Source organism: Zoogloea dura (assembly GCF_012927165.1).
Classification (GTDB): domain Bacteria; phylum Pseudomonadota; class Gammaproteobacteria; order Burkholderiales; family Rhodocyclaceae; genus Zoogloea; species Zoogloea dura.
In genome coordinates, this window is the sequence record NZ_JABBGA010000012.1 from 39,330 (window position 1) to 62,176 (window position 22,847).

Genomic DNA, 22,847 nt, shown 5'->3' on the forward strand with positions numbered 1-22,847 from the left:
CCAGCTGGCCCCACAGGCCGGGACTGGAGGATCAGTCGCCGCCGCGCATGTATTGAACCTGGAACATGGAGGGCGGGTTCAGCTTGGGATCGACCTGGCCCTTGAACTGGCCGGTGGTGCAGTGCTTGCTCTGCACATCCACCATAGAGAAGGCGTCATCGATGCCGATGCCGGAACCCTTGTTGATCGGCAGGTGGCTGTCCGGGTGGGACTTGCCGACCATGAAGACCTTCCACAGCTCACCCTTGCGGTCGTAGATCTCGTTGGCGCCGTTCAGGTTGCCGAGCTGGGCGTCCATGTAGAACACGCGCTTGCTGACCGGATGGTTGGCATTGACCGGCGCGGCTTCCAGCACATAGACCTTGCGCAGCTGCCAGGTGGCGTTGTGGAAGCAGCCGCCCTGGCCGCCGAAGTCCACGTACTTGTAGCCATCGGCCTCGGCCGGCATGTCGGTGGCCAGCTTCAGCTCGTTGTGGTTCCACATGGGCAGGATCACGTTCTTGGTGCCCTTGTAGGTCCACTTCATGTCGGAGATGCGGCCGTTGTAACCCTCGAAGTCCTCGATCATCAGGTCGGAGCCGAGGAAGGCGTCGGTGGTCTGACCGGTGGCCAGGCGGCGCACGCGGCGCTGGAAGCCCAGATAGAGGTAGGCGTCGTCGAGCTTCTGGTCATCCTCGTAGCGCTGGATGAGGAGCTGGGTGTTCTTCAGATCCTGAGGATCGAGGGCCTTCACGTAGATGGCGCGGAACAGCTCGGAGGGGTTCGGCGTCACTTCGGGCACCGGCGCATCCTTCACCCGGTGCTTGAAGTTCAGGAAGTGGAAGTTGAACTTGATGGTCTTTTCCACCTGGCCGCTCTGCATGTTGCGGTACTTCCAGTAGAACGGGGAGATGGCCGCGCCGTCACCCCAGTTCACGCCGTACTTGTAGTTCCAGGCGAGCTTTTCGCCAGCACGCGGGTCCTTGGCATCCGGCTCTTCGGGGAAGGGACGGCCGGCCACGTAGCCTTCCAGGTCGCCGTTCTTGGCGCCCAGCTTGGCCTTGCCCAGGTTCTTGCGGGTGGCGTCGATGTAGGCCTTGGAGAGTTCGAACTGGGTGGTCGGGCCCACCTTGATCTCGAACATGCCGTCCTTCAAGAGCTTGAACACACCGGCGGGGATGGCATCCTTGAACTGATCGGCGTTGGCCTTGTTGATCACGGTGCCGGGGTTGAGGCCGTTCACCTTCGGGAAGCCGCCCTTGTAGGGGTTGAAGGTGTTTTCGACATCCGCCTCGGTGCTGGCTTGGGCAAAACCGGTGGCCAGCAGGGCCACGGTGGCTGCAATCAGGGTTTTCTTCATTGTGTGTCTCCTCGATCAGAACTTGTAGCGCATGGTCAGGAAGATTTCGTCTTCCCGGATGGCGGAGCCGATGGGGCCGGCGCGGAAGCGGCCCAGGGGTTCCATGCCGGACAGGCCGCGGGAATAGGCCGTCATCGGGTCACCCGGATAGGTGCCGGCGGTGTAAGGCGCGAACGGGTTGCAGGAACGGCAGTCGTCGAAGGAATTGCCACCGTTGGAGCCGCCCTTGAAGTTGGCGCCGAAGGTGAACTTGAGCTTGTCGGTGGTGCTCCACTCCAGCGCCGGGGCGATGGCATGGGTGCGGGAACGGAAGTCGCGGGCAATGATCAGCTGCGGGCTGATCCGGTCGCCGGCCAGGAAGCCCTTCATCAGCAGGGTGCCGATGAAGTTGTCCTTGAAGTCGGGAATGCCGCGATCGCCGACACCGCCATCGACACGCTCGTGATCGAAGATGTGCTGCCAGAACAGTTGGGCGGAGAACAAGGTGGTGCGGTGCGGGTTGATCCACGACACGAAGGTCGGCCGGTCCACCCCGATCACGCTGCGCCACACACGGTTCTTGGAGTACAGCTCGGGACGGTTGGTGTTGGCGAACTCCTCACCCCAGGTCATCGCACCTTCGAAACGGAAGGCCGCACCCAGCGCCTCGGACTGGAAGTCCATCGAGCCGCCCAGCAGGTTGACCCGCGGGAAGTGCATGTCGAAGGAGATCAGGTAGGGCCAGGCGTCCTGGTATTGGCCGGTGAAGGAGTTGATGGCCCGCTTGCCGCCATGCAGGGACGGCAGCTGGGAGCGGTAATGCAGGGCATTCACGGAGAAGTTCAGGCCGCCCATGGTCACGCCCTCGAACTTGCCGCCGATCTGGGTGTTGGCCAGGCTCCACTTGGGCAGGTTCACATTGGCCAGACCGATCTGCCCCGGGCCGAAGTTGGTGGCCAGGTAGGTGTCGGGGCCGACGTTGGCAAAGTTGGAGACGGTGCCGCCGTAGTCCCACAGGGTCCGCATGCCGCGGAAGAAGCAGCCCGCGTCCAGCGCCACGTTGGCGGTGCCGCACTGGCCCAGGTTGTTGGCGCGGAACTGGTCGAAGTTCCAGATCAGTTGCAGGTTGCGGTCCTGCATGGACTCGGAGGCACCCATGCGCCATTCGGCCTGGGCGATCCACATCGGGATGCGGATGTCCTGCAGCTCGTCGTAGATGTTGTTGCGCGAATAGTCGACCGGGTTGATCACGTCGAGCACGCGGAACAGGTCGGTACGGCCCCACACCACCTGCTGCTTGCCGAGCTTCAGGAAGAGCTCCTGGCCACCGCCGATGTCCAGGCTGTTCTTGACGTAGGCCTCGCGGATGAAGTCCAGGCGGCTGTTGAACTCGGGGAATTCCAGCTCGCTGGTGTTCTTGTCGCCATAGCCGCCAAAGTCGGTACAGCCGCGGCGGTCCACGTTGCACGGGCGCACCGGGGTGGCGAAGGCAACGCCGCCATTCACGTTGTGCCAGCGGTCGCCGAGCACGCGCAGCCCTTCATTGGGGTTGTTCGGGTAGGCATCCATGAACTTGTTGTTGGCCGAGCCCGGGTAGCCCAGGCCCGCCACTGCCGAATAGCCCAACGGGCCGGCCGGCGAGGTGCTGCCCCAGGGCACGTCCGCCAGGCTGCCGCCCAGGGTGCTCTGGGCGCCGATGGAGCCGCCGGCATCTTCGCCGTACTGGCCTTTGTTCATGCGATAGACGCCGTCCCAGCTGCCGCGCAGGACGCTGTGGAAGACCCAGCCGCCGGACAGCTTCTTGTCTGCCTCGACCTGCAGGGTGTTGCGGAACTTGGACAGGCCGACGACCTTGCCCGTGTTGTCGCGGCCACGGAATGCGGTGTGGTTCTCGTAGTAGGTATCCACCTGCCAGGGCTCGCTGGAGCTGCCCATGTCGGGCAGGTTGTCCTGGGCGAAGGCCGGCATTGCGGCAGCCACCGCCAGGGCGGTGAGGCTGAGGACCGGTACTTTCCGGTTTGATCTGTTTCTCATGGTGTCTCCTCCTTGGTTTTACCGATTGCGGCCCTGCTGCGGGCCGCCCTCCCTAAATCGGCGCGGCCGGGGACGGGGATGTGTGCAAGACCCCTCCCCCGGGCCCCGGCCGTCAGTCGTTTTCCAGCACCCCGTCTGCGTCGTAATGGGCTGCGGTCACGAACTTCGGTTTGAACACCACGCACCAGGACGGCACGATCAGCACCGCGGCGATGGCGTTCACAATCAGCATGAAGGACAGCAGCACTGCCGCATCCGACTGGAAGCGCAGGTCCGACATGAAAATCCACATGACAACCCCGGCGATCAGGGTCACCGCGGTGAAGGACACGGCGTAGCCGGTGGTGGCCACCGCGCGGATCACCGCCTGCTTGATGTCCTGCAGTGAGGCGTATTCCTCGCGGATGCGGTCCATGAAATACACCGCATAGTCGATGCCGACCCCCACGCCGACGGCGATCACCGGCACCGTATTGACGCTGATGCCGATGTTGGCGGCGCCCATGTAGGCGTAGGTCATCAGGGTGGCGAAGAGCATCGGCAGGACCATCAACCAGCCGGCGTGGACCGAGCTGTAATAGATCATGACGATCACGAAGGCGATCAGCATGACGGTCGGGATGATGATCATGTGGTCGGTGTGCAGGGCCTGGTTGCCTGCCGCAGTCACGCCGACGATGCCGCCGCCCAGCTCGATGTGGATGCCCTTGACCTCGGCTTCGAGCTTCTTCTTGCCCTCCTCGGCCAGGGCCACCACCCGCTGGATGGTGTCGGCCTGGTGGTCCTTGTAATAGAAGACCATGTTCGCCTCGTTCTCGTCGGCGTTCACGAACTCCTTGAGGGCGCCGGGGATCGGGCTGGCCGCCATGTAGGCGAACATCAGGCCACCCACTTCATCGGCGGTGTCCGGCACCTGCATCCAGCGCGGATCGTCGTTGTGGGTCAGCTTGTTCACCACCCGCAGCACACCGGGAATCGCCTTGGCGCCGCCCAGGGTCGGGTCGGACATCATGTGCGCCTGGAAGCGCTCGATCGCCGCCATCACCTCGGGCCGCTTGATGCCGCCCTTCTCGTCGGTGCGCATCAGCACGTGGAGCTCTTCGGAGCCCGGGAAGCGCGTGTTGATGGCCTTGGTGGACACGTTGTAGTCGTGGTCGAGGTGGAGCAGCGGAGAGCCCGGCTCGGACTCGCCCAGCTGCACCTTGCCGACGAAGTAGAGGCCACCGATCGCACCGATCAGGGTCAGCAGCAGGATGCTGCGGGCACCGCCGTCAGTCCCGCCGGTGCGGGCCATGGCCGCGCCGAGGAAGTTGCGCACGCCTTCGTTGGCATTGACGGTGTTCTTCGGCGCCGGCAGCACGGTGAGGGCCAGGGGTACCATGAAGTGCACCGTGAAGATCACCGAGAAGCCCCAGAAGCCGGCAGCCACACCGAGCTTGTGGTTGAAGGGCGCGGCTCCCAGCACCAGCACGGCGATGCCCACCGCATCCACGATGATCGCCAGCGAGCCCGGCCGGAACAGGGCGTCAAGCGCATTGCGGGCCGCCTTCTGGCCATTCTTGACGATGGCCAGTTCCTCGTAATAGCGCACCACCAGCTGCACCCCGTGGGAGGTGGCGCGGGCGGCGATCAGGAAGGGGATAGGCAGCGACAGGGGTTCCAGATTGATCCCCATGATCGCCATGAAGCCGAGGCCCCAGATCGACGACAGGGCAATGCCCAGCAGCGGCAGCGCAATGCCGTAGAAGCGGCGGAAATACACGATCAGCAGGAAGGTGATCAGCGCCAGGGTCCAGGCCAGGATCTCGACGATCTGGGCCAGGTAGGTGTACACCCAGCCGGTCAGCACCGGATTGCCGGTGACGTAGATCTTGTGGCCTGGGATGGACAGGGACTCGCGCACCTTCTGCAGGGCTTCGAAGGTCTTCGGGTAGTCGATGTCCGCTTCGTTGAGCTGCGCCTTGATCAGGGCCGCCTTCAGATCGGGGGACACCAGCAGGCCGTAGATCGTCGGGTTGGCGATCACGTCCTTCTTGAGTTGCTCCAGCTCAGCCACCGTGCGGGTGGTCTTCATCGGATCGTAGTAGGACTCCGAGGCAAAGCCCCCCTGCTCGTCCAGGAAGATCTTGCGGGCGGTACGGTGGCTCAGGCTGGACACCAGGTTGTGGTTGACCCCGGGCAGATCGTCCACACCCTGGGTGGCCTTGTGGATCAAGGCCAGGGTTTCGTCGTTGAAGATGGTCCCCTTCTCCACTTCCACCGCCATGACGATCATGTTGGCGCCGCCGAAATTCTCCTTCAGGCGGTTATAGGTCTGGATGTAGGGGTGGTTCTGGGGCAGCAGGTCGGCGAAGTCTGAATAGATCCGCAGCTTGGGCAGGGCAGCTCCAAAAAGGGCGGTGACGATCAGGACCAGGGCAAGGACGATCTTCGGATTGGCGAAGATCCATTCCTCGGCCCGGTGCAGGGCGTGGGTAAGACGATGGCGTGATTGGCTGACCATGATGGGTCTCAACGAGCGGAAGCGGAGGCCTTGTCGGCCTGGGTACCAATCACGCGCAGCAGCCCACCGGGGCCCCCTGCGATGATGGCGTGCTGTTCGGGCAGGGACGCGGCAGCGCCCAGGAAGACCGGTACCGCGTCCGGGTAGGGCACGCTGCGCCAGGTGTCACCTTCCAGCCGGGCCACGACGCCACCGGCGCCGACGCCGTGGGGCGTGCCTTCGTGCATGAACAGCCGGTACAGGGCCGCGCGGGTCGTGTTGGCCTGCTTGTTCCAGGTCTTGCCACCATCTGCCGTATGCAGGATCTGGCCGGCGATGCCGCTTGCCCAGCCTTCGCCGGGGCTCGTAAACAAGGTCGCGTAGGGGTAGAACTCGTCCGGCATCTTGCTGCCGCGGCTCCAGGTGGTGCCGCCGTCGCTGGTGGTGGCGACCAGGCCGAATTCACCGGTGGCGAAACCGTGGGTCTCATCCACCATCTGGATGCCGGTGAGCTGGGCGTCTTCGGCCAGATCGGTCACCGTCCAGGTGGCGCCCGCGTCGGCACTCACCGCCAGGGTGGCGCCGGTACCGGCGATCCACCACCGGCCCTTGCTGTCGCAGCTGATCGCCAAGGGGATGCGGGGCTTGTCGAAGGGGGAGGATTTCCAGCCGGCGCCGGCGGCATCCGCCGACCAGACCCGACGATAGAAATCGATGGCCACGAAGCTGCCATCAGGGCAGTGGGTGATGCCGATCAGCGAAGCGCCGCCGAGCATCTCGCGCCTCCAGCTGCGGCCCTGGTCGGCGGAGACGAGAACCGCTCCGCTCTGGGTGCCGGCCACCACGACCTTGCCATTGCTGGCCAGGGCCTGGGTGATGTCGTAGCGCTGCACGGGCTTGGCAGCTTCCACGGCAACGGCGGAAAGATCGGTCTGACTGGTGCATCCGGCAAGCCAGGACGCGCCTAGGGCAATGCCTGCCATGCGAAGTGCACGGCATATTCTTGTGGTGTTCACTGGGTCTCCTCCAGCTTTATTCTATTTTTTGGGCGCAACAAGGCCCGACCCCGTTTATCGGGGTTCCCTGTGTGGCGGGTGCCGGGAGCCCTCAGGCCCCCCGCTACCCGTCCGGTGCTACGGCAAGCCTGGAACTAGCGGCCGAGGTCCTTCGCGCTGACACCGGCGATGCCCCAGTTCTCCTTGGGCACATCGTGGATCCAGACGCGAACGTTTTCCTTCGGCGCACCGACCGCTTCGTGCAGTGCCTGGGTGACCTTCTCGATCACCGCACGCTTCTGCTCTTCGGTACGGCCTTCAATCATGTAGATTTGCGCGAACGGCATGCTTCTTCTCCCTGAGGTTTTATTTGAAGCGGATGGACACCGAACCCATGCCCTGGACCCGCAGCGTGACGCTGTCGCCAGCCTGCACGGCCACCGCCTCGGTGATGCCACCGGAGAGGATCAGGGCGCCGGCCGGAATCTCTTCACCCCGCGCGCCCAGGTGGTTGGCCAGCGCAGCGATGGCCGCCGCCGGGTGCCCCAGGACGGCAGCACCCGCGCCAAAGGCCACCGGCTCGCCGTTCTTTTCCATGACGATGCCCACGGTGCGCAGATCCACCTCGCTCACCGCCTGCGGCAGGCCACCGACCACGAAGCGCGCGGACGAGGTGTTGTCGGCGATCACGCTCTTCAGGTCGAACTTGAAGTCGCGATAGCGGCTATCGATGACCTCCATGCCCGGGATCACGAAGTCGGTGGCCGCCAGCACGGCGCCGATGTGGCAGCCGGGCCCCTTGAGGGCGCGCTTCATGACGAAGGCGATCTCCGGCTCGATCTTCGGGTGGATCAGCTCCGACACCTTCACTTCGCCGCCATCGGGAATAGAGCCGTAGTCGGTGATGAAACCGAAGACCGGCGTCTCGACCCCCATCTGCTTCATCTTGGCGAAGGACGTCAGGCCGGCCTTGAGGCCGACGATGCGGGTGCCACGGGCGATCTTGCGGGCCCGGATGCTGTCCTGGATCGCGTAGGCATCGTCCCAGTCCATGTCCGGGTACTCGTCGGTGATCTTGGGCGTATCACGGGCCTCGAGCTCACAGGTCTCGAGGTACTCGGCGAGCCGGGCAATGGTGGCCTGGTCGAGCTTCATACGCTCAGGCCCCGCGCCCGTGCCATGGTGATGGCCGTATCCTCGATCATGTCCTCCTGCCCACCCACCATGCCGCGGCGGCCGAGTTCGACCAGGATGTCGCGGGCCGGGATGCCGTACTTCACCGAGGCGCGCTTGGCAAAGAGCAGGAAGGAGCCATACACGCCGGCGTAGCCCAGCGTGAGGGCATCGCGGTCGATACGGATCGGGAAGTCCATGATCGGGATCACCAGGTCTTCGGCCACGTCGGTGATCTTGGCCACATCCACCCCGGTCTCGATGCCCATCAGGCTGCACACGGCGATCAGCACCTCCATCGGGGTGTTACCGGCCCCGGCGCCGAGGCCGGCGGCGGCCGCGTCGATGCGCGTGGCGCCCACTTCGATGGCGGCGATGCTGTTGGCCACGCCCATGGCCAGGTTGTGGTGGCCGTGGAAGCCCAGCTCGGTCTCCGGCTTGAGGGCCGCGCGCACGGCGCTCAGGCGCGCCTTCACGCCGTCGGGCAGCAGGTGGCCGGCCGAGTCGGTGACGTAGATGCAGTTGGCGCCGTAGCTTTCCATCAGCTTGGCCTGGGTGACCAGCCCTTCGGGGCTGTTCATGTGGCTCATCATCAAAAAGCCGACGGTGTCCATGTCGAGCTTCCTGGCCAGGGTGATGTGCTGTTCGGACACATCGGCCTCGGTGCAGTGGGTGGCCACGCGGATGGTGTTGACGCCCAGGTCCTTGGCCATGCGCAGGTGATCGACGGTGCCGATGCCCGGCAGGAGCAGGGCCGAGACCTTGGCCTGCTTCATCAGCGGGATGACGGTGGACAGGTATTCCTCGTCGGTGTGGGCCGGGAAACCGTAGTTCACCGAGCTGCCGCCCAGGCCGTCGCCGTGGGTCACCTCGATCAGCGGCACGCCGGCGGCGTCGAGGCCGGTGGCGATGCTCTTCATCTGTTCGAGGGACATCAGGTGACGCTTGGGGTGCATGCCGTCACGCAGGGTCATGTCATGAACGGTGACTTTCTTGCCTTTGAGTTCCATGGTCTGCTCCTTACGCGGCGACAACAGGTGCGAGCTTGAGATCACCGGCCAGGATGGCCTCGGCGAACATTTCGGCGGTGCGGGCGGCGGCGGCGGTCATGATGTCCAGGTTGCCGGCGTACTTGGGCAGGTAGTCGCCCAGGCCTTCCACTTCGAGGAAGACCGACACGCGGTTGCCGTCGAACACCGGGCCGTTCACCAGGCGGTAGCCGGGCACGTATTTCTGCACTTCTTTGATCATGGCGTGGATGGAGGCGGTGATCGCATCGCGCTGCGGTTCGCCCTCGACCAGGCAGTGCACCGTGTCGCGCATGATCAGCGGGGGTTCGGCCGGGTTGATGATGATGATGGCCTTGCCCTTCTTGGCGCCGCCGACCTTCTCGACCGCCCCGGCGGTGGTGCGGGTGAATTCGTCGATGTTCTTGCGCGTGCCCGGGCCGGCGCTCTTGCTCGACACGGTGGCGATGATCTCGCCGTATTCCACCGGCTGCACGCGGCTGATTGCGGCGACCATCGGGATCGTCGCCTGGCCACCACAGGTGACCATGTTCACGTTCATCTCCCGCTGGCCCACGTGCTCGACCAGGTTCACCGGCGGCACGCAGTAGGGGCCGATGGCGGCGGGGGTCAGGTCGATCATCAGCACGCCCAGTTCATTGAGCTTGCGGCTGTTCTCGGCATGCACGTAGGCGCTGGTGGCGTCGAAGGCGATCTGCACGCCGTCGGCCTTGATGTGCGGCAGCAGCCCGTCCACGCCTTCGGCGGTGGTCTTGAGGCCCATCTCGCGGGCCCGCTTGAGACCGTCCGATTCCGGGTCAATGCCCACCATCCACACCGGCTCCAGCACCGGGCTGCGCTGCAGTTTGGCCAGCAGGTCGGTACCGATGTTGCCGGGGCCGATCAGGGCGCATTTGATCTTGTTGCTCATCGCAAGATTTCCTTCTCTGTTAAACCATGCTGCGCACCACACCGCCTTCGACCCGCAGGGCCGCGCCGTGGGTGGCAGATGCAAGGGGACTGCATACGTAGGCGACGAGGTTCGCCACCTCCGCGGGTTCGATGAATCGCTTGATGATCGAGGTGGGTCGGGCATTGGCGAAGAAGTCCTTCTCTGCCTGCTCGAGGGACACGCCCTGCTCTTCCGCCAGACGGCCGAAGAAGGTGCCCACACCTTCGGTACGGGTCGGGCCGGGCAGCACGGAATTGACCGTGACGCCGGAGCCGACACAGGTCTCCGCGATGCCGCGCGCCACCGACAACTGGGCGGACTTACTCATGCCGTAATGCACCATCTCGGCCGGCGGGCACACGCCGGATTCGCTGGAGATGAAGACGATGCGCCCCCAGTCGCGGGACTTCATGGCCGGCAGATAGGCACGGGACAGGCGCACCCCGCTCATCACATTGGTTTCGAAGAAATTGAACCACTCGACATCCTGGATTTCCTCGAAGGGCCGCGGATCGAAGATGCCGAGGTTGTTGACGAGGATGTCCACCTCCGGACAGGCAGCCACCAAGGCCTCACAGCCCGTGGCACCGGAGAGGTCGGCAGCCACACCCGAGACGCGGGCACCGGGCACCGCTTCGATGAGCCGGGCCACCGCAGCCGATACACCGGAGCGGCTGCGGCCATTGATGACCACTTCGGCGCCTTCCGCTGCAAGCTGGCAGGCGATGGCAAAGCCGATGCCTGCGGTGGAGCCGGTGACGAGGGCACGCTTGCCCGTGAGTTGCAGATCCATGGAAACCTCAGTTGAAACGGACGGAACAACCACCGATGCCGCCGATGGTGACCCGCAGGTTGTCGCCGGCCTTGACCGGAATCAGCGCCGCCAAGGAGCCGGACAGGACGATGTCGCCCGCCTTGAGGCTGATGCCCAGGCGGCCCAGGGTGTTGGCCAGCCAGGCCATGGCGTTGCAGGGGTGGCCCAGGGCCGCGGCGCCGGAGCCGGTGCCGACGATCTCGCCGTTCTTTTCGAGGACCATGCCGCAGGTGGCCAGGTCGACCTTGCGCGGGTCGACCATGCGGTCGCCCAGCACCAGTACGCCACAGGACGCATTGTCCGCCACGGTGTCCTGGATGCGGATCTTCCAGTCCTGGATACGGCTGTCGACGATCTCGAAACAGGCCATCACGCCCTCGGTGGCGGCCAGCACGTCCGACGCGGTGACGCCGGGGCCGGTGAGATCCTTCTTGAGCAGGAAGGCGATCTCGCCTTCGGCGCGGGGCTGGATCAGGCTGTCGGCGGGGATGGACTGGCCCTCGTTGTAGACCATGCCGTCGAGCAGCCAGCCGAAGTCGGGCTGGCGCACGTCCAGCATGTCCATGACAACCTTGGAGGTGACACCGATCTTCTTGCCGACAACGCGCTCGCCGGCGGCGAGGCGCCGGGCGATCATCTGCTGCTGGATCTGGTAGGCATCCTCGATGGTGATCTCGGGATGGCGCTGGGTGAGCGGAACCAGGGTCTGGCGGGCGACGAGCGCATCGTAGAGTTCGTCGCCAAGCCGGGTGATCAGGGACTTGTCCATGGGAGGTCTCAGGAAAGCGGTTGGGGTTCGTCGTCCAGGGCTTCGCTCAGGAAGTCGGTGACGAGGCGGGCAAAGCGGCCGGCGTGTTCGATCTGGGTCCAGTGCCCGCACTGGCCGAACACATGCAACTGGGCGCGGGGGATCCAGCTCGACAGCGTCTGCGAGGTCTGCAGCGGGATCACCTTGTCTTCCCGGCCGTGGATCACCAGGGTCTGGTTCGGCAGCGCGCGGATATCCGCCTCGGCGCTGGCCATGGCATCCACCCAGCGCTGGCGCGGAGCCGGGAACATGGCGGAGAAGGACTCGTGGAAGCCGGGGCGGATGCTCGCCTCGTAGCGCAGGCGGGCCAGATCGTCATTGACCAGGCCGCGGTCGTAGGCGAACAGGTCGAGCAGGCCACGCATAGCCTCGAGCGATGGCTGGTAGCCCCATACCGCGTCGAGAGCCGGGGTGATCTCGAAATCGACGCCGACACTGCCCATCAACACCAGGCGGCGGACCCGCTCCGGGTGGCGGATGGCCATGGCCAGGGCAATGGCGCCGCCGAAGGAATTGCCCACCAGGTCGGTACGTTCTATGTCCAGGGCGTCGAGCACGCCGATGGCGTGGCTCACCCAGTTGTCCATGGAGTATTCGTCGTCCGGACGGCGCTCGGTGTAGCCGAAGCCGGCCATGTCCGGGGCGATGACCCGGCGCGCTTCGGCCAGGGCCGGCATCACCAGCCGCCAGTTGGCCCAGGCAGTGACACCGGGGCCGGAGCCGTGGATGAGCAGCACCGGCTCGCCGCCGCCCAGGTCGTGGACATTGGTCTGGCGTCCCGCCGCGAGGACGGAGCGGCCGATTTCCGGGGAAGAGGGAATGCTGCTCATCGAAGCGGGCTCCTGTGCGTCAGCCGTGTCATTCGGCGCCGATGGCAGTCAGTGCGGCGCGGGCGCATTCTTCATCCTGGGCCTCTGAGGCACCGGACACGCCGATGCCGCCGATCAGCTCGCCGTTCACGCGGATCGGCAGGCCACCGCCGAACACCACCAGGCGCGGCCGGGCCGAGAAACCGAACTTCATGCCCTCATCGTGACCGATCAGCTTCATCCAGTCTTTGGTGGAGAAGCCGAAGCCAGCTGCCGTATAGGCCTTGTCGATGGCGATATCGATGGACTGGATGAAGGCTCCGGGCATGCGCAGAAAGCCGGCGAGATTGCCGCCACTGTCGCTCACCGCCACATTGATGCGGACACCGATGCTCTCCGCGTGGGCAATGGCCGCCTTCAGGGCGACCGCCGCAGCTTCGGCGGAAATGACCGACTGGCCGACGGCCACAGTCAATTCGGAGAAATTGGTCTTTTCGTTCATATCTCCCATCCTTTATCGTTTTACTGCTAGAACGATATTTTGTTCCTATCTCGACGTCAATACCTTTTCTCGAGATTTTTGTCTATGATCGGAATAAGCCCCTTGGGCTAAAATAAAGACCATTCCCCGATCCAACGATCGGCATTGAATAGCGGAACACCACACCATGAACGAAATTGCCATTCCTCCCGAATCCATCACCGAGGACGAGCAACCCAAGACCCTCGCCGAAGCGGCCTATCGTCAATTGCGCCGCGACATCATCGAGGGCGTGCATCGCCCAGGTGACAAGCTGCGCGTGGAACACCTGAAGGACCAGTACGAGGTCGGCGCGGGCACCCTGCGCGAAGCCCTCCAGTTGCTGGCCACCGACGCCCTCGTGGTGGCTCAGGGGCAGCGCGGCTTCCGCGTCGCACCGATCTCTCTGGACGACTTCGAGGACATCACCCGTACCCGCGTGCTGCTCGAAACCTCGGCCTTGCAGCAATCCATCGAGCTGGGCGACGACGCCTGGGAGGCCAGCGTGGTCGCGTCCTTCCATCTCCTGTCCCGCGCCGAGGACAAGCTCGGCGATGGCGGCAAGTGCAGCCGTGAAGAGTGGGAGCAGCGCAACCGTGCCTTCCATGAGGTGCTCATCGCCGCCTGCCCTTCGCGCTGGATCCGTCATTTCCAGAACATCCTTTATCACCAGTCCGAGCGCTATCGGCGCCTGTCCCTGTTCCGTCAGCCCATCCCGCGGGATGTGCATGCCGAACACCAGGCCATCGTGGATGCCGCGCTGGCGCGCAATACCGCCGAGGCCACCCGCATCCTGACCGAGCACATCATGCGCACCCTGGAGGCCGTCAGGCGCCTCCCGGAGGATCTCATCAGCCGCTGATGAGCGGCCCTGCAGCCTGCCTCCGCACCCGGCCGGGGCGGAGGCAGAGCGCTCTCCCCAAGGTTCAGGAAACAACCGTCAGGAAGCGCTCGTTCAGCTTTCGATCGTGGTAGAAGACGCCGGTCCCCACCTCTTCCCAGGTCCAGGTGATGGGGGCGTAGTCCGGATAAGGTTGATAGCCGCCGCAGAAGGTCTCGAAGCGGTTGCCCGACGGGTCGAAGGCATAGATGGTGGTACCGCGGGTCACCCCGTGGCGGGTCGGCCCGATGTCGATCGACACCTTGTTCATCGACATGATGTCGGCGGCACGCAGCACCTTCTCCCAGCTCTCCAGCAGGAAGGACACGTGGTGCAGCTTGCCCGGCTCCGGGTGGCGCACCAGGGCGATGTCGTGGGCCTTGTGGGAGCACGACAGCCAGATCGCCAGGTCGGTCTTGCCGTCTTCCATCAGCACCCGCTCGACCAGGTAGAAGCCCAGCACGTCCACGAAGAGCTTCTGCACCTTCTCGATGTCCGGGCCGTACAGCAGCGCGTGGTCCAGACGCACCGGGGCGATGCCGCGCTCGGCGTCGGGCGTCCACGGGTCCGGGTTCACGTACTGCATGCCATTGCCCACGTCGGTCTTCTCGGCGTAAAGCTCGATGGCATGGCCGGAAGGAATCATGAAGCGCACGCGCTCGCCGGTCTCAAGCAGCTCGCCGGCGGGAATCCTCTCGGTGGCAACGCCATAGGCCTTCAGGTCGGCATCCAGCTTTTCAAGGGTGGCCTTGTCGGCGACCTTGAAGGCGAAGAAGTCCATGCCAGCCGAATCGGCCTGGCGCAAGATCAGGCTGTTGTGGTCCCGCTCGTCCCAGGCCTTGAAGTACACCCGGCCCTGGGCATCACGGCCGGTTTCCACCAGGCCCAGCACGTTCTTGTAATGGTTGATACCTTCTTCCAGGTCCAGCACGCGCAGTTGCATGTGGCCGGGGCGCAGCACGCCAGTCATTGCCATCGTCTCGTCTCCTCAAACTTCCTGATATGCGCCCACCGCCCGGCGCATTACTGCTCGGGCGGTGAGCGCACGACATCGATCTGGATCGCCGGTCCGGTCGGCCAGTGGCTGCCGGATCCTCTTGTTGTGTGAAGGCGATCTGTTCTCTGTCCCTGCCGGGGGCGTAGCCTTACACCCGCTTGAAAAGCGGGCTTCTTACCTGCTGCGCATCTGCCGCAGAGAAGAACTTCTCCGTGTAGATGTCGTTTTCGAACAGGCGCCCTTGCATCAGCGTCGAGATGCAGGCATCGATCATCATCGGCGGACCGCACAGGTAAGCCTTGTGGCCGCGGAAATCATTGTCGAAGTGCGCCTTGGCTGCCTCATGCACGTAGCCACGGAAACCCGCCCAGTCGGAGTCGGCCGCTTCGTCGGACAGGGCCGGCACATACTTGAAGTTGGCGTGCTTGTCGGCCAGGGCCTGGAACTCGTCGTGGTAGTACAACTCGGCCCGGCTGCGCTGGCCATACACCAGTGTGATCGGCAGGTCGCAGCCCTCGCCCAGCAGGTCGAGGATCATGCTGCGCGGACTCGACAAGCCGGAGCCACCGGCCATGAAGATCAATGGCGCATTGGCCGACTTGCGCACGAAGAAACGGCCGTAGGGGCCGGAGAACTTCACCCGGTCGCCCACCGCGAGGTTCTCGTGCAGATAGCCGGTGCCGGTGCCGCCTGGCACGATACGCACGTTAAGCTCCACTTCCTTGCTCCCGCCTGGCGCATTGGCCAGGGAGAAGGCGCGGCTGATGCCGAGGCCGGGAATGTCCAGGTTGATGTACTGGCCGGCCTGGAAATGGATGGCCTCGTCCAGCTCGATGAAGATGCCCTTGATGGTGGGCGTGAGCTTCTCTATGCGGCTCACCGTGCCGGGGAAGTCCTTCACCGGGATGGACTCGGCGTCGGGCTCCTCGTCGATCTCGGCCTCGATGGTCACGTCGGACTCCAGGCGCGCGCAGCAGGCCAGGGTCTTGCCCTCGGTCCGCTCGAAGTCCATCAGGGCGAAGCTGGAGGCCTCGCCATGATCGACCTCGCCATCGGTCACCTGCACCTTGCAGGTGGCACACAGGCCGTGACAACAGGCATGGGGCAGCCAGATACCGGCCCGCAGGGCAGCGTCGAGGATGCTCTGGCCGTCCTCGACCTCGATGGTCTGGCCCAGGGGCTCGATGGTCAGTTCGTAGGACATGTCAGCTCGCCGAACCCTTGATGCCCGTCAGGCCGGGCGTGCGGAAGCGCAGCACGTCCTTGTGCTTGAGCCCGAGCTCGGCCAGGGTCTTGTTGAAGTCGGCCTGCCAGGGCTGGCTGGACTTGAGCCATTCGACCTTGCTCCAGTCGATCTTGGCAAAGTCCGGGTGGTAGCCGAACACGCCGGGCAGCACCTTCTCGATGATGTCGCCAAAGCGCATGTTCGGCGGCATGGGCAGGCAGAACGGGGCACAGAACATCAGGTGCTGGTCCCAGCCGATGTACAGCAGCTGGTTGCCGTGAAAGTTCTCGAGCCGGTCGGCAGCTTCGAATTCATATTCCTTGATGGCGGCAACGCCCATTTTTGTCTCCTCTTATATCTTGATATCACTGCGCTACCGGGGAGCAGGCCGGGCCTACCCCCCTCGGGGCATCAGACGTTCTTGGTGGCCATGCCGCGCCATTCGTCGAAGTTCTTCTGGTCTTCCGAGCCTTCGAAGTCGAGGTTGTCGCGACCAAAGTTGAGGTGGTAGTAATCCAGCACCGCGGCCAGGGGGTCGAAGCCCTCGGCTGTCGGATCGACTCCCTCGTTGAAGCAGTTGCCCTGGTAGATCTGGTGCACCGGCAGCCAGGCCTGGATGTACTTCTCCGGCTCGTGCTCGAAGATCTCCTTACAGCCGTCGGAGCAGAAGTGGTACTTGTTGTCCTTGTAGTCGACCTCGCGGTAGCAGATCTGGGTGGGGTCGCCTGGCTCGGTGAAGATCATCGGGATCTGGCAGGTCTGGCAAAGCATGGGCAACGTCTTGTTGTAGAAGCGATTGCCCTTCTTGGCCTCTTCACGCCAGTGCTCAAGGCGCGGCCGGTAGTACTTGTCGAAGCTGTTGGGGTACTTCTGGGACAGCCAGTCCAGTTCGTCGTCGGTGGGAATCCAGGTGTGGAAGTTGCACGCCGCGGCGTAGTTGTAGAAGGTCGCCCAGGCCTGGTGGGAGATGTGGTCCTTGTCCTGCTCGATCTGGTCCAGCCACTTGGGCGGGCGGATGCCGTAGCGGGCCAGGTCCTTGAACAGGGCGCCACCGTTCTCCTCGAAGTAAACCTCCCAGGCCTCCTTCCAGCTCATGATCCGCTTGGGCAGCATGTAGTCCATCATCATGCCAACCAGGGTCAGCACGCGGTAGCCGCGCCAGGTCCACTTGTCGATCCATTGCTGGACGATGGGCAGGTTGTCAGGGTCCTGCTCGAGGATGAACTTGATGACCTCGAGGCCCAGGGTCATGTGCCGGGCTTCATCGGACTGGGCCGAGAAGCCGAAGGTCATGGTGCCCATGTCGCCGTTGTAGGCCGCGCCGGACACAAAGGGCACGAACAGCAGGTTGGTCAGCACGTATTCGAAGCTGAAACCGATCGCCACCATGAACTCGAAGGGGCCGGCGGTCACCGCGTCGTCGAAGAAGGAGCGCGGCACCGACAGGTACCACACGCGCTCGAGCATGTGGCGATACTCGTGGAAGCCGTTGTAGTACTTGTTGTAGTTGGAGATGGAGTGGATCTGGGTCTGGGCGTGACGGATCTCGTCCAGCGACTGCATCAGGCAGGCGACCCGCGGGCCGACACCGGGAAACTGGCGGCCGGTCATCGCAAAGCCGCGGTGGGCCATGTATTCCAGCGGGCTGATGCCGTTGAGGAAGAGCTTCACCGCATTGATGTAGCGGGCGTCCGTCACCGACAGGTGGCCATTGTTCTGGGCGTAGGCGTCGATGATCGCGTACAGCTTGCGCTCCTTCTCGGCCTGGTATTTCCAGTAGGCGTCCATGGTCAGGCGGAAGGGATCTTCCCACTTTTCCCAGTCATGGATCTTGATGCCTTCATACTTGACGAAGGGGAATACGTCGTCCATCGACTGGTAGGTGGTTTCCCAGCCCAGGCCGCGGGTCATGTGCTGGTACTTTTCCTTGAGGCCCAGCTTCTTCTTGCTGACTTTCATGTCCATCTGCGTATCTCCTCAAATGGTTCAGTTGTTCCAGCTCAGGGTCAGCTCGTCGTCGCTCTCGTCGACGTGGCCCGTGAGGGAAATCAGGTTGATGTGCAATTCCTGCAGGTCGAAATCGCGGCCGATGAGCTCTTCAATGGTCGAACGGCGGACGGTCAGCGAGCCTTCGGCATCGATCTTCACCATCGCCGGCTGCTCGTTGCAGATGGCGTGGGGGTTGTCGGCGAGGATGGCCTGGATGATCGAGCGGGTGTCGTCGTTGGTCTGCAGGGCGATGAATACCTTGGACATGAGGCTTCCTCTCAGAGGCTGACGCCGGCCTTGGCCAGGCGTGCGTTGAACTGACCAACCAGCTCGCTGGTGAGGGCGTCGGCCTGGGCGCCGAGGGCGATCTGGGCGACGGGCATCAGGGCGGCGGCGGCGCGGTCGCGCCAGTGGGTGATCCACTTCTCCAACTGAGCCTTGTTCTCGGGGGATTCGGCCGCAGCGGTCTTGACCGTGGCATCCACCCACTTCCTGGTCTCGGCATACCAGTCGGTCATGAACTGGGTCAGCATGGCGATGGGGGTGCCACCCTGGGACGCGAGCACGTTGTCGATGATGGTTTCGTACACCAGCGGATAGAGCAGGCCGTCGAGCGCCACCATCTGGGCCACGTAGACTTCCAGCGGATCCTTCAGCACGAAGCAGTCTTCCACGTAGCGGCGCAGGCCCTGCCAGGCGCTGTCTTCCATCCAGTGCTTCTTGGCCTCGTCGAGCACCTCCACGTCGTCGCCGAGCAGCAGGCCGACGCGGGTGATGTACTGGGCGATGCCCAGCTGGTCCATCGAGTGGTACAAGCAGGGCTGGGTCAGCGCCGTGCCGTAGCCATAGGCGGTGATGAAGGCGCCGTTCATGTTGCCGCCCCAGGCCGCGTGGCGCAGGGGCAGCAGCAGCTTCAGCACGGTGTCCCTCAGCTCAGCCGGCAGGGTGTCGGCCAGGCCGCGGCCTTCAACGAAATCGAAGTTGGACTCGGCGGTCTCCTGCTGCTTGGCGCGGGCCAGGGTGTAGGCGCCGTAATAGAACTGGCGCGGATCCTTGAAGGCGTACCAGTCGGCCATCTTGATGGCGCTGCGGGAGGCATCAAAGATCTCGTGTTCCGGGGCCCAGGTGGGGCGGTAGTGGAAGTTGTGAGTGGCCTGGACATCCAGGGTGCCTTCCTGGTAGCGGGAGGCCGCCTTGTCCGGACCGATGCGTCGGGCAATGTGGTCAAAGGTTTGCCGCTGCGGCTTGATGGATACCGTGCGCAGATCGATGTGCATTGTGTCTCCTCCTTCTTATTGAAATGCCGGGCCTGGCCCGGGGTGCTTATCTGAAGCGTTGGTGGGTGGCCTCGTGGAGGCTCCAGTTGAAATCACCGTCTTCGGCCGACTCGGGACGGGAGCCTTCCAGCAGGATCACCCGGTTGGTCCGGCAGAACTCCTCGTAGGCCGCTTCCGGCAGCAGCATCTCGACGAAGAGGGCCGGGTCCGAAATGGAAAACTCGAACTCCACCAAGCCATCGGGTCGCCGCTCCACCAGCCGCACATACTTGCGGTTTACATCTACCGGCGGCGGACTTGTCGGATCGATCATCTTTTCCTCAATCGGGAACATCACGGAGAGACTCTCTTACAAGGCCTGTGCCCGAAAAAACAAACCCCTGATTCCTATAGGATATTTCCGCTCAATCTCGAGATTCAGGAAAACAGCGGAATTTATGAGTAGATCAATTGATCAAATGCTGCGGTGCATCTTGATGATCTGGTGAAACCCTCCTGCCGGCGCCCTCCCCGCCCCGCTTCCTGATCAGGCGCACCAAGCCGCCCGGCGCAGCGCGAGAGCCGCCAGACTGCCGCTCCGGTAGTACACTTGCATGTCCGCCGTCCATCCGCCGCCCATGAACGAAGCCTCCGCCCGCCAGGTTCTACTTGTCCGCAGCCTCGAAAGTGCCGATGGCGCATCCCCCCACTGGAATGCAGCCGACGCCGACTGGGCGAGCCGCGCCGCCACCGAGGTGGTCGGAGAGGATGCCTCCGCCGACCGCTTCCTGGCCCGCCGCGCCCAGCTTGCGCTGGAGCGCCTGGGCGACCGGGACCGCCAGTTCCACAAGCTGACCGGCACAGGACGCTGGCGCTCCTGGACGGGCGCCGTGCTGGTGGCCGCCGGCTTCGCCCTCGGCATCCTGATGGATGCGGCGGGACCGACCCGCTATGTGAATATCCTGGCTTTCCCGCTCCTCGGCCTGATCGCCTGGAACCTGCTCACCTACGCCCTGCTGCTGACTCATGCCCTGGCCGCGCCCTTCCGGAGCGCCCAGCGCCGACCCGGAGTCCTCGGCCGGGCGGTGGCGCGCCTCGGAGGCGCCCTCACCGAGTCACCGCTGGCTGACCAGGCCTCCGCGGCCCTGCGCTTCCGCGGCGAATGGGCCCGGGCATCCCTGCCCCTCACCGCCTGGCGGGTCGCGCGGGTCCTGCATCTGGCCGCCGCGGCCTTCGCCCTCGGCGCCATCGCCGCCCTCTACGTACGCGGTCTGGTGCTCCAGTTCCAGGCCGGCTGGGAGAGCACCTTCCTGTCCGCCGGGCAGGTACATCAAGCCCTGAGCCTGCTGCTCGGCCCGGCTTCGGCCCTGACCGGGATCGCTATCCCCGATGCCCTCCAGCTCGAAGGGCTGCGGCTACCCGAGCACAGCGGCGCAAGCGCCGCGCCCTGGATCCATCTCTACGCCGCCAGCCTCGTGATCCTTGTCGTGCTGCCCCGCCTGGTGCTCGCGCTGATCAGCAGCCTGGCGGCCCGACGCCTGGAAAACCACTTTCCCCTGCCCGTCGGCGACGCCTACTTCCAGCGTCTACAGCGGGCCTTCAGCGGCCAGGCGGCGAGGCTGCACGTGGTGCCCTACAGCTACACCCTGTCGCCGCAGGCCACCCTCCTGCTGCAGGACGCCCTCGGCCGTGCCTTCGGCCCCCGCGCCCAATTGAGCATTGCGCCGCAGGTGGGCTACGGCGGCGAGGATGCGCTTCCCTCCAGCATCCTTCCTGACGGGTCGCCGACCCTGGTCCTCGCCCTGTTCGCCCTCAGTGCGACCCCCGAGGATGAAAACCACGGACGCTTTGCCGAGGCCCTGGCCAAGGCCTTGCCGGCCGGCACGCCTGTCGCGGCCCTGGTGGACGAAGCGGCCTTCCAGTCCCGCTTCGGCAAGCAGCCGGAACGGCTGGACGAACGCCGCAGAGCCTGGAGCCGGCTGCTCGAAGGCCGTCGGATCGACGTGCTCTTTGCCGATATCGAGCATGGCGGCGCCCCATCCACTCTGGCCGAGGGCCTGAGCGCCCTGCTCGACCGGCACGCCCGCCACGGAGGTGGCCAGTGACGACCATCAATCTCAGCCTGGTGTCGCATACCAACACCGGCAAGACCACCCTCGCCCGCAGCCTGATCGGCCGCGATGTGGGGGAAATCCGCGACGAAGCCCATGTCACCGCCCTGGCCGAGCGCTACCGGATGATCGAAACTGCCGAGGGCGATGCCCTCGATCTGTGGGACACCCCCGGCTTTGGCGACAGCGCGCGGCTGGTCCAGCGCCTGCGCCAGCAAGGCAACCCCGTTGGCTGGTTCCTCACCGAGGTCTGGGACCGCTGGCGCGATCGTCCTTTCTGGTCCAGCCAGCAGGCTCTGCGCAATGTCCGAGAAGAGGCGGACGTGGTGCTGTACTTGGTCAATGCCAGCGAGCGTCCCGGCGACGCCGGCTATGTCGCACCCGAAATGGAGATCCTCGCCTGGCTGGGCAAGCCGGTGCTGGTGCTGCTCAATCAGCTGGGGGAACCACGGCCGGGCGAACAGGACAGGGCCGACGAGGACGCCTGGCGCCAGCACCTGGCAGGCCACCCCTTCGTGCAACGGGTGCTCCCGCTGGATGCCTTCGCCCGCTGCTGGGTACAGGAATTCACCTTGCTCGACGCGGTCGGCAGCGCCTTGCCTGACAGCAGGCGCGCCAGTTTCAACAGCCTTGAAGAAGCCTGGCGACAACGCCGCCTGCAGCAGTTCCGGGCCTCCATGGAGATCCTGGGCGAATTCCTCACCACCTGCAGTCGCGATCATGAACGCCTGTCCGACGAGGGGCTGGGCGGCTCACTGCGTCGCCTGGGCCAGATCGTCGGACTGGACGGCACTTCCGATGTTCGCGAGCAGGCCATGGCCCGCCTGGCCGAAAGACTGGAGCGGGAGGTAAGGCGGACCACCGATCAGCTCATCGAGCTCCACGGTCTGGCTGGCCGGGCTGCCGAGGAGGTCCTTGCCCGGGTCAGCAGCGACTTTGCCGCCAGGGAGAAGCTCGGCGAAGGTCGTGCCGCCGCGCTGGGCGGGATCTTGTCCGGCGCGCTGTCAGGCCTGGCAGCAGATCTTGCCGCGGGTGGCCTGACCCTAGGTGGCGGCGCCCTGGTGGGTGCCGTACTGGGGGCCATCGGCAGCGCGGGCGCCGCCAAGGCAGTCAACTTGGTGCGAGGCACAGACAGCAGCGAAGTGCGCTGGAGCTCAGACAGCCTGCAGCGCCTGAGCGTCACCGCCCTGCTCCGCTACCTGGCGGTGGCCCACTATGGCCGCGGCCGCGGAGAATGGCGCCAGGGTGAATACCCCGGCCACTGGAGACCGCTGATCGAAGAGGAGCTCCAGTTGCGACAGGAAGCACTCGGCGCGGCCTGGAGCCAGCGCGGTGCAAATGCAGACGAGAGTGGGGGACGAATCCCTGACGCCCTGGCGGAAATCCTGGCAGACACGACCCGTGCACTGCTGTCCCGCCTCTATCCCGGAATACGCCTTCCCATGTGATGCCTCCAAACCTGGTGACGGCGTGCCCG

General features: G+C 64.8%; 22 protein-coding genes. 3 read left to right on the forward strand and 19 right to left on the reverse strand.

The features are described 5' to 3' along the window. Positions 1-31: 31 nt before the first annotated feature. The 12 genes from HHL15_RS15030 to HHL15_RS15085 form a co-directional block, all read right to left on the reverse strand. Positions 32-1,339, reverse strand: a complete 1,308-nt coding sequence (locus tag HHL15_RS15030; RefSeq protein WP_169146606.1) for a DUF1329 domain-containing protein — start codon at positions 1,337-1,339, stop codon at positions 32-34. Between the two features lie 15 nt (positions 1,340-1,354). Continuing rightward, positions 1,355-3,352 (reverse strand): DUF1302 family protein, encoded by a 1,998-nt coding sequence (locus tag HHL15_RS15035; RefSeq protein WP_169146607.1) that lies wholly within the window; start codon positions 3,350-3,352, stop codon positions 1,355-1,357. Positions 3,353-3,464: 112 nt separating this feature from the next. After that, positions 3,465-5,855 (reverse strand): efflux RND transporter permease subunit, encoded by a 2,391-nt coding sequence (locus HHL15_RS15040; protein ID WP_169146608.1) that lies wholly within the window; start codon positions 5,853-5,855, stop codon positions 3,465-3,467. An 8-nt stretch (positions 5,856-5,863) separates the two neighbouring features. Next, entirely contained in the window at positions 5,864-6,817 is a 954-nt protein-coding gene (locus HHL15_RS15045) for a WD40/YVTN/BNR-like repeat-containing protein (RefSeq protein ID WP_169146609.1), read from the reverse strand. 167 nt (positions 6,818-6,984) lie between these two features. After that, complete coding sequence (locus HHL15_RS15050; RefSeq protein ID WP_169146610.1) at positions 6,985-7,176, reverse strand: 2-hydroxymuconate tautomerase; 192 nt, start codon at positions 7,174-7,176, stop codon at positions 6,985-6,987. A gap of 19 nt (positions 7,177-7,195) precedes the next feature. Beyond that, a complete protein-coding gene (gene dmpH, locus HHL15_RS15055) occupies positions 7,196-7,984 on the reverse strand; it encodes a 2-oxo-3-hexenedioate decarboxylase (protein ID WP_169146611.1) in 789 nt (262 codons plus the stop codon). Then, positions 7,981-9,012, reverse strand: coding sequence for a 4-hydroxy-2-oxovalerate aldolase (dmpG, locus tag HHL15_RS15060; RefSeq protein WP_169146612.1), 1,032 nt, complete (start codon positions 9,010-9,012; stop codon positions 7,981-7,983). Before dmpG ends, dmpH begins: the two co-directional genes overlap by 4 nt. 10 nt (positions 9,013-9,022) lie before the next feature. Continuing rightward, a complete protein-coding gene (locus HHL15_RS15065; protein WP_169146613.1) occupies positions 9,023-9,940 on the reverse strand; it encodes an acetaldehyde dehydrogenase (acetylating) in 918 nt (305 codons plus the stop codon). 19 nt (positions 9,941-9,959) lie between these two features. Further along, positions 9,960-10,754: an SDR family NAD(P)-dependent oxidoreductase gene (locus tag HHL15_RS15070; RefSeq protein ID WP_169146614.1), complete on the reverse strand. Its 795-nt coding sequence runs from the start codon at positions 10,752-10,754 to the stop codon at positions 9,960-9,962. 7 nt (positions 10,755-10,761) lie between these two features. Next, on the reverse strand, positions 10,762-11,544 hold the full coding sequence (dmpE, locus tag HHL15_RS15075; protein WP_169146615.1) for a 2-oxopent-4-enoate hydratase: 783 nt from the start codon (positions 11,542-11,544) through the stop codon (positions 10,762-10,764). Positions 11,545-11,552: 8 nt separating this feature from the next. After that, the gene (locus tag HHL15_RS15080) at positions 11,553-12,413 is read right to left on the reverse strand and encodes an alpha/beta fold hydrolase (protein ID WP_169146616.1); all 861 of its coding nucleotides are present in this window, start codon (positions 12,411-12,413) and stop codon (positions 11,553-11,555) included. A gap of 28 nt (positions 12,414-12,441) precedes the next feature. Continuing rightward, entirely contained in the window at positions 12,442-12,867 is a 426-nt protein-coding gene (locus tag HHL15_RS15085; RefSeq protein ID WP_169146684.1) for a GlcG/HbpS family heme-binding protein, read from the reverse strand. 193 nt (positions 12,868-13,060) lie between these two features. On the opposite strand from HHL15_RS15085, the gene HHL15_RS15090 reads away from it, so the two are divergent. Beyond that, complete coding sequence (locus tag HHL15_RS15090; RefSeq protein WP_169146617.1) at positions 13,061-13,774, forward strand: FCD domain-containing protein; 714 nt, start codon at positions 13,061-13,063, stop codon at positions 13,772-13,774. 64 nt (positions 13,775-13,838) lie between these two features. On the opposite strand, the gene HHL15_RS15095 is transcribed toward HHL15_RS15090, so the two are convergent. The 7 genes from HHL15_RS15095 to HHL15_RS15125 all read right to left on the reverse strand — a co-directional run bounded on the left by HHL15_RS15095 (position 13,839) and on the right by HHL15_RS15125 (position 19,614). Next, complete coding sequence (locus HHL15_RS15095; protein ID WP_169146618.1) at positions 13,839-14,768, reverse strand: catechol 2,3-dioxygenase; 930 nt, start codon at positions 14,766-14,768, stop codon at positions 13,839-13,841. A 169-nt stretch (positions 14,769-14,937) separates the two neighbouring features. Beyond that, the gene (locus tag HHL15_RS15100) at positions 14,938-15,993 is read right to left on the reverse strand and encodes an NADH:ubiquinone reductase (Na(+)-transporting) subunit F (RefSeq protein WP_169146619.1); all 1,056 of its coding nucleotides are present in this window, start codon (positions 15,991-15,993) and stop codon (positions 14,938-14,940) included. 1 nt (position 15,994) lies between these two features. Further along, on the reverse strand, positions 15,995-16,354 hold the full coding sequence (locus HHL15_RS15105) for a phenol hydroxylase subunit P4 (RefSeq protein WP_169146620.1): 360 nt from the start codon (positions 16,352-16,354) through the stop codon (positions 15,995-15,997). Positions 16,355-16,425: 71 nt separating this feature from the next. Then, complete coding sequence (locus HHL15_RS15110) at positions 16,426-17,979, reverse strand: aromatic/alkene/methane monooxygenase hydroxylase/oxygenase subunit alpha (protein WP_169146621.1); 1,554 nt, start codon at positions 17,977-17,979, stop codon at positions 16,426-16,428. A gap of 21 nt (positions 17,980-18,000) precedes the next feature. Further along, positions 18,001-18,270 (reverse strand): MmoB/DmpM family protein, encoded by a 270-nt coding sequence (locus tag HHL15_RS15115; RefSeq protein ID WP_169146622.1) that lies wholly within the window; start codon positions 18,268-18,270, stop codon positions 18,001-18,003. Positions 18,271-18,281: 11 nt separating this feature from the next. Continuing rightward, entirely contained in the window at positions 18,282-19,280 is a 999-nt protein-coding gene (locus HHL15_RS15120; protein WP_169146623.1) for an aromatic/alkene monooxygenase hydroxylase subunit beta, read from the reverse strand. Between the two features lie 46 nt (positions 19,281-19,326). Beyond that, complete coding sequence (locus HHL15_RS15125) at positions 19,327-19,614, reverse strand: phenol hydroxylase subunit (protein WP_235943415.1); 288 nt, start codon at positions 19,612-19,614, stop codon at positions 19,327-19,329. 259 nt (positions 19,615-19,873) lie between these two features. Here HHL15_RS15125 and HHL15_RS15130 point away from each other — a divergent pair, with 259 nt between their 5' ends. After that, on the forward strand, positions 19,874-21,364 hold the full coding sequence (locus tag HHL15_RS15130; protein ID WP_169146624.1) for a DUF2868 domain-containing protein: 1,491 nt from the start codon (positions 19,874-19,876) through the stop codon (positions 21,362-21,364). Beyond that, on the forward strand, positions 21,361-22,818 hold the full coding sequence (locus tag HHL15_RS15135; protein ID WP_169146625.1) for a GTPase domain-containing protein: 1,458 nt from the start codon (positions 21,361-21,363) through the stop codon (positions 22,816-22,818). Before HHL15_RS15130 ends, HHL15_RS15135 begins: the two co-directional genes overlap by 4 nt. Positions 22,819-22,847: the final 29 nt, after the last annotated feature.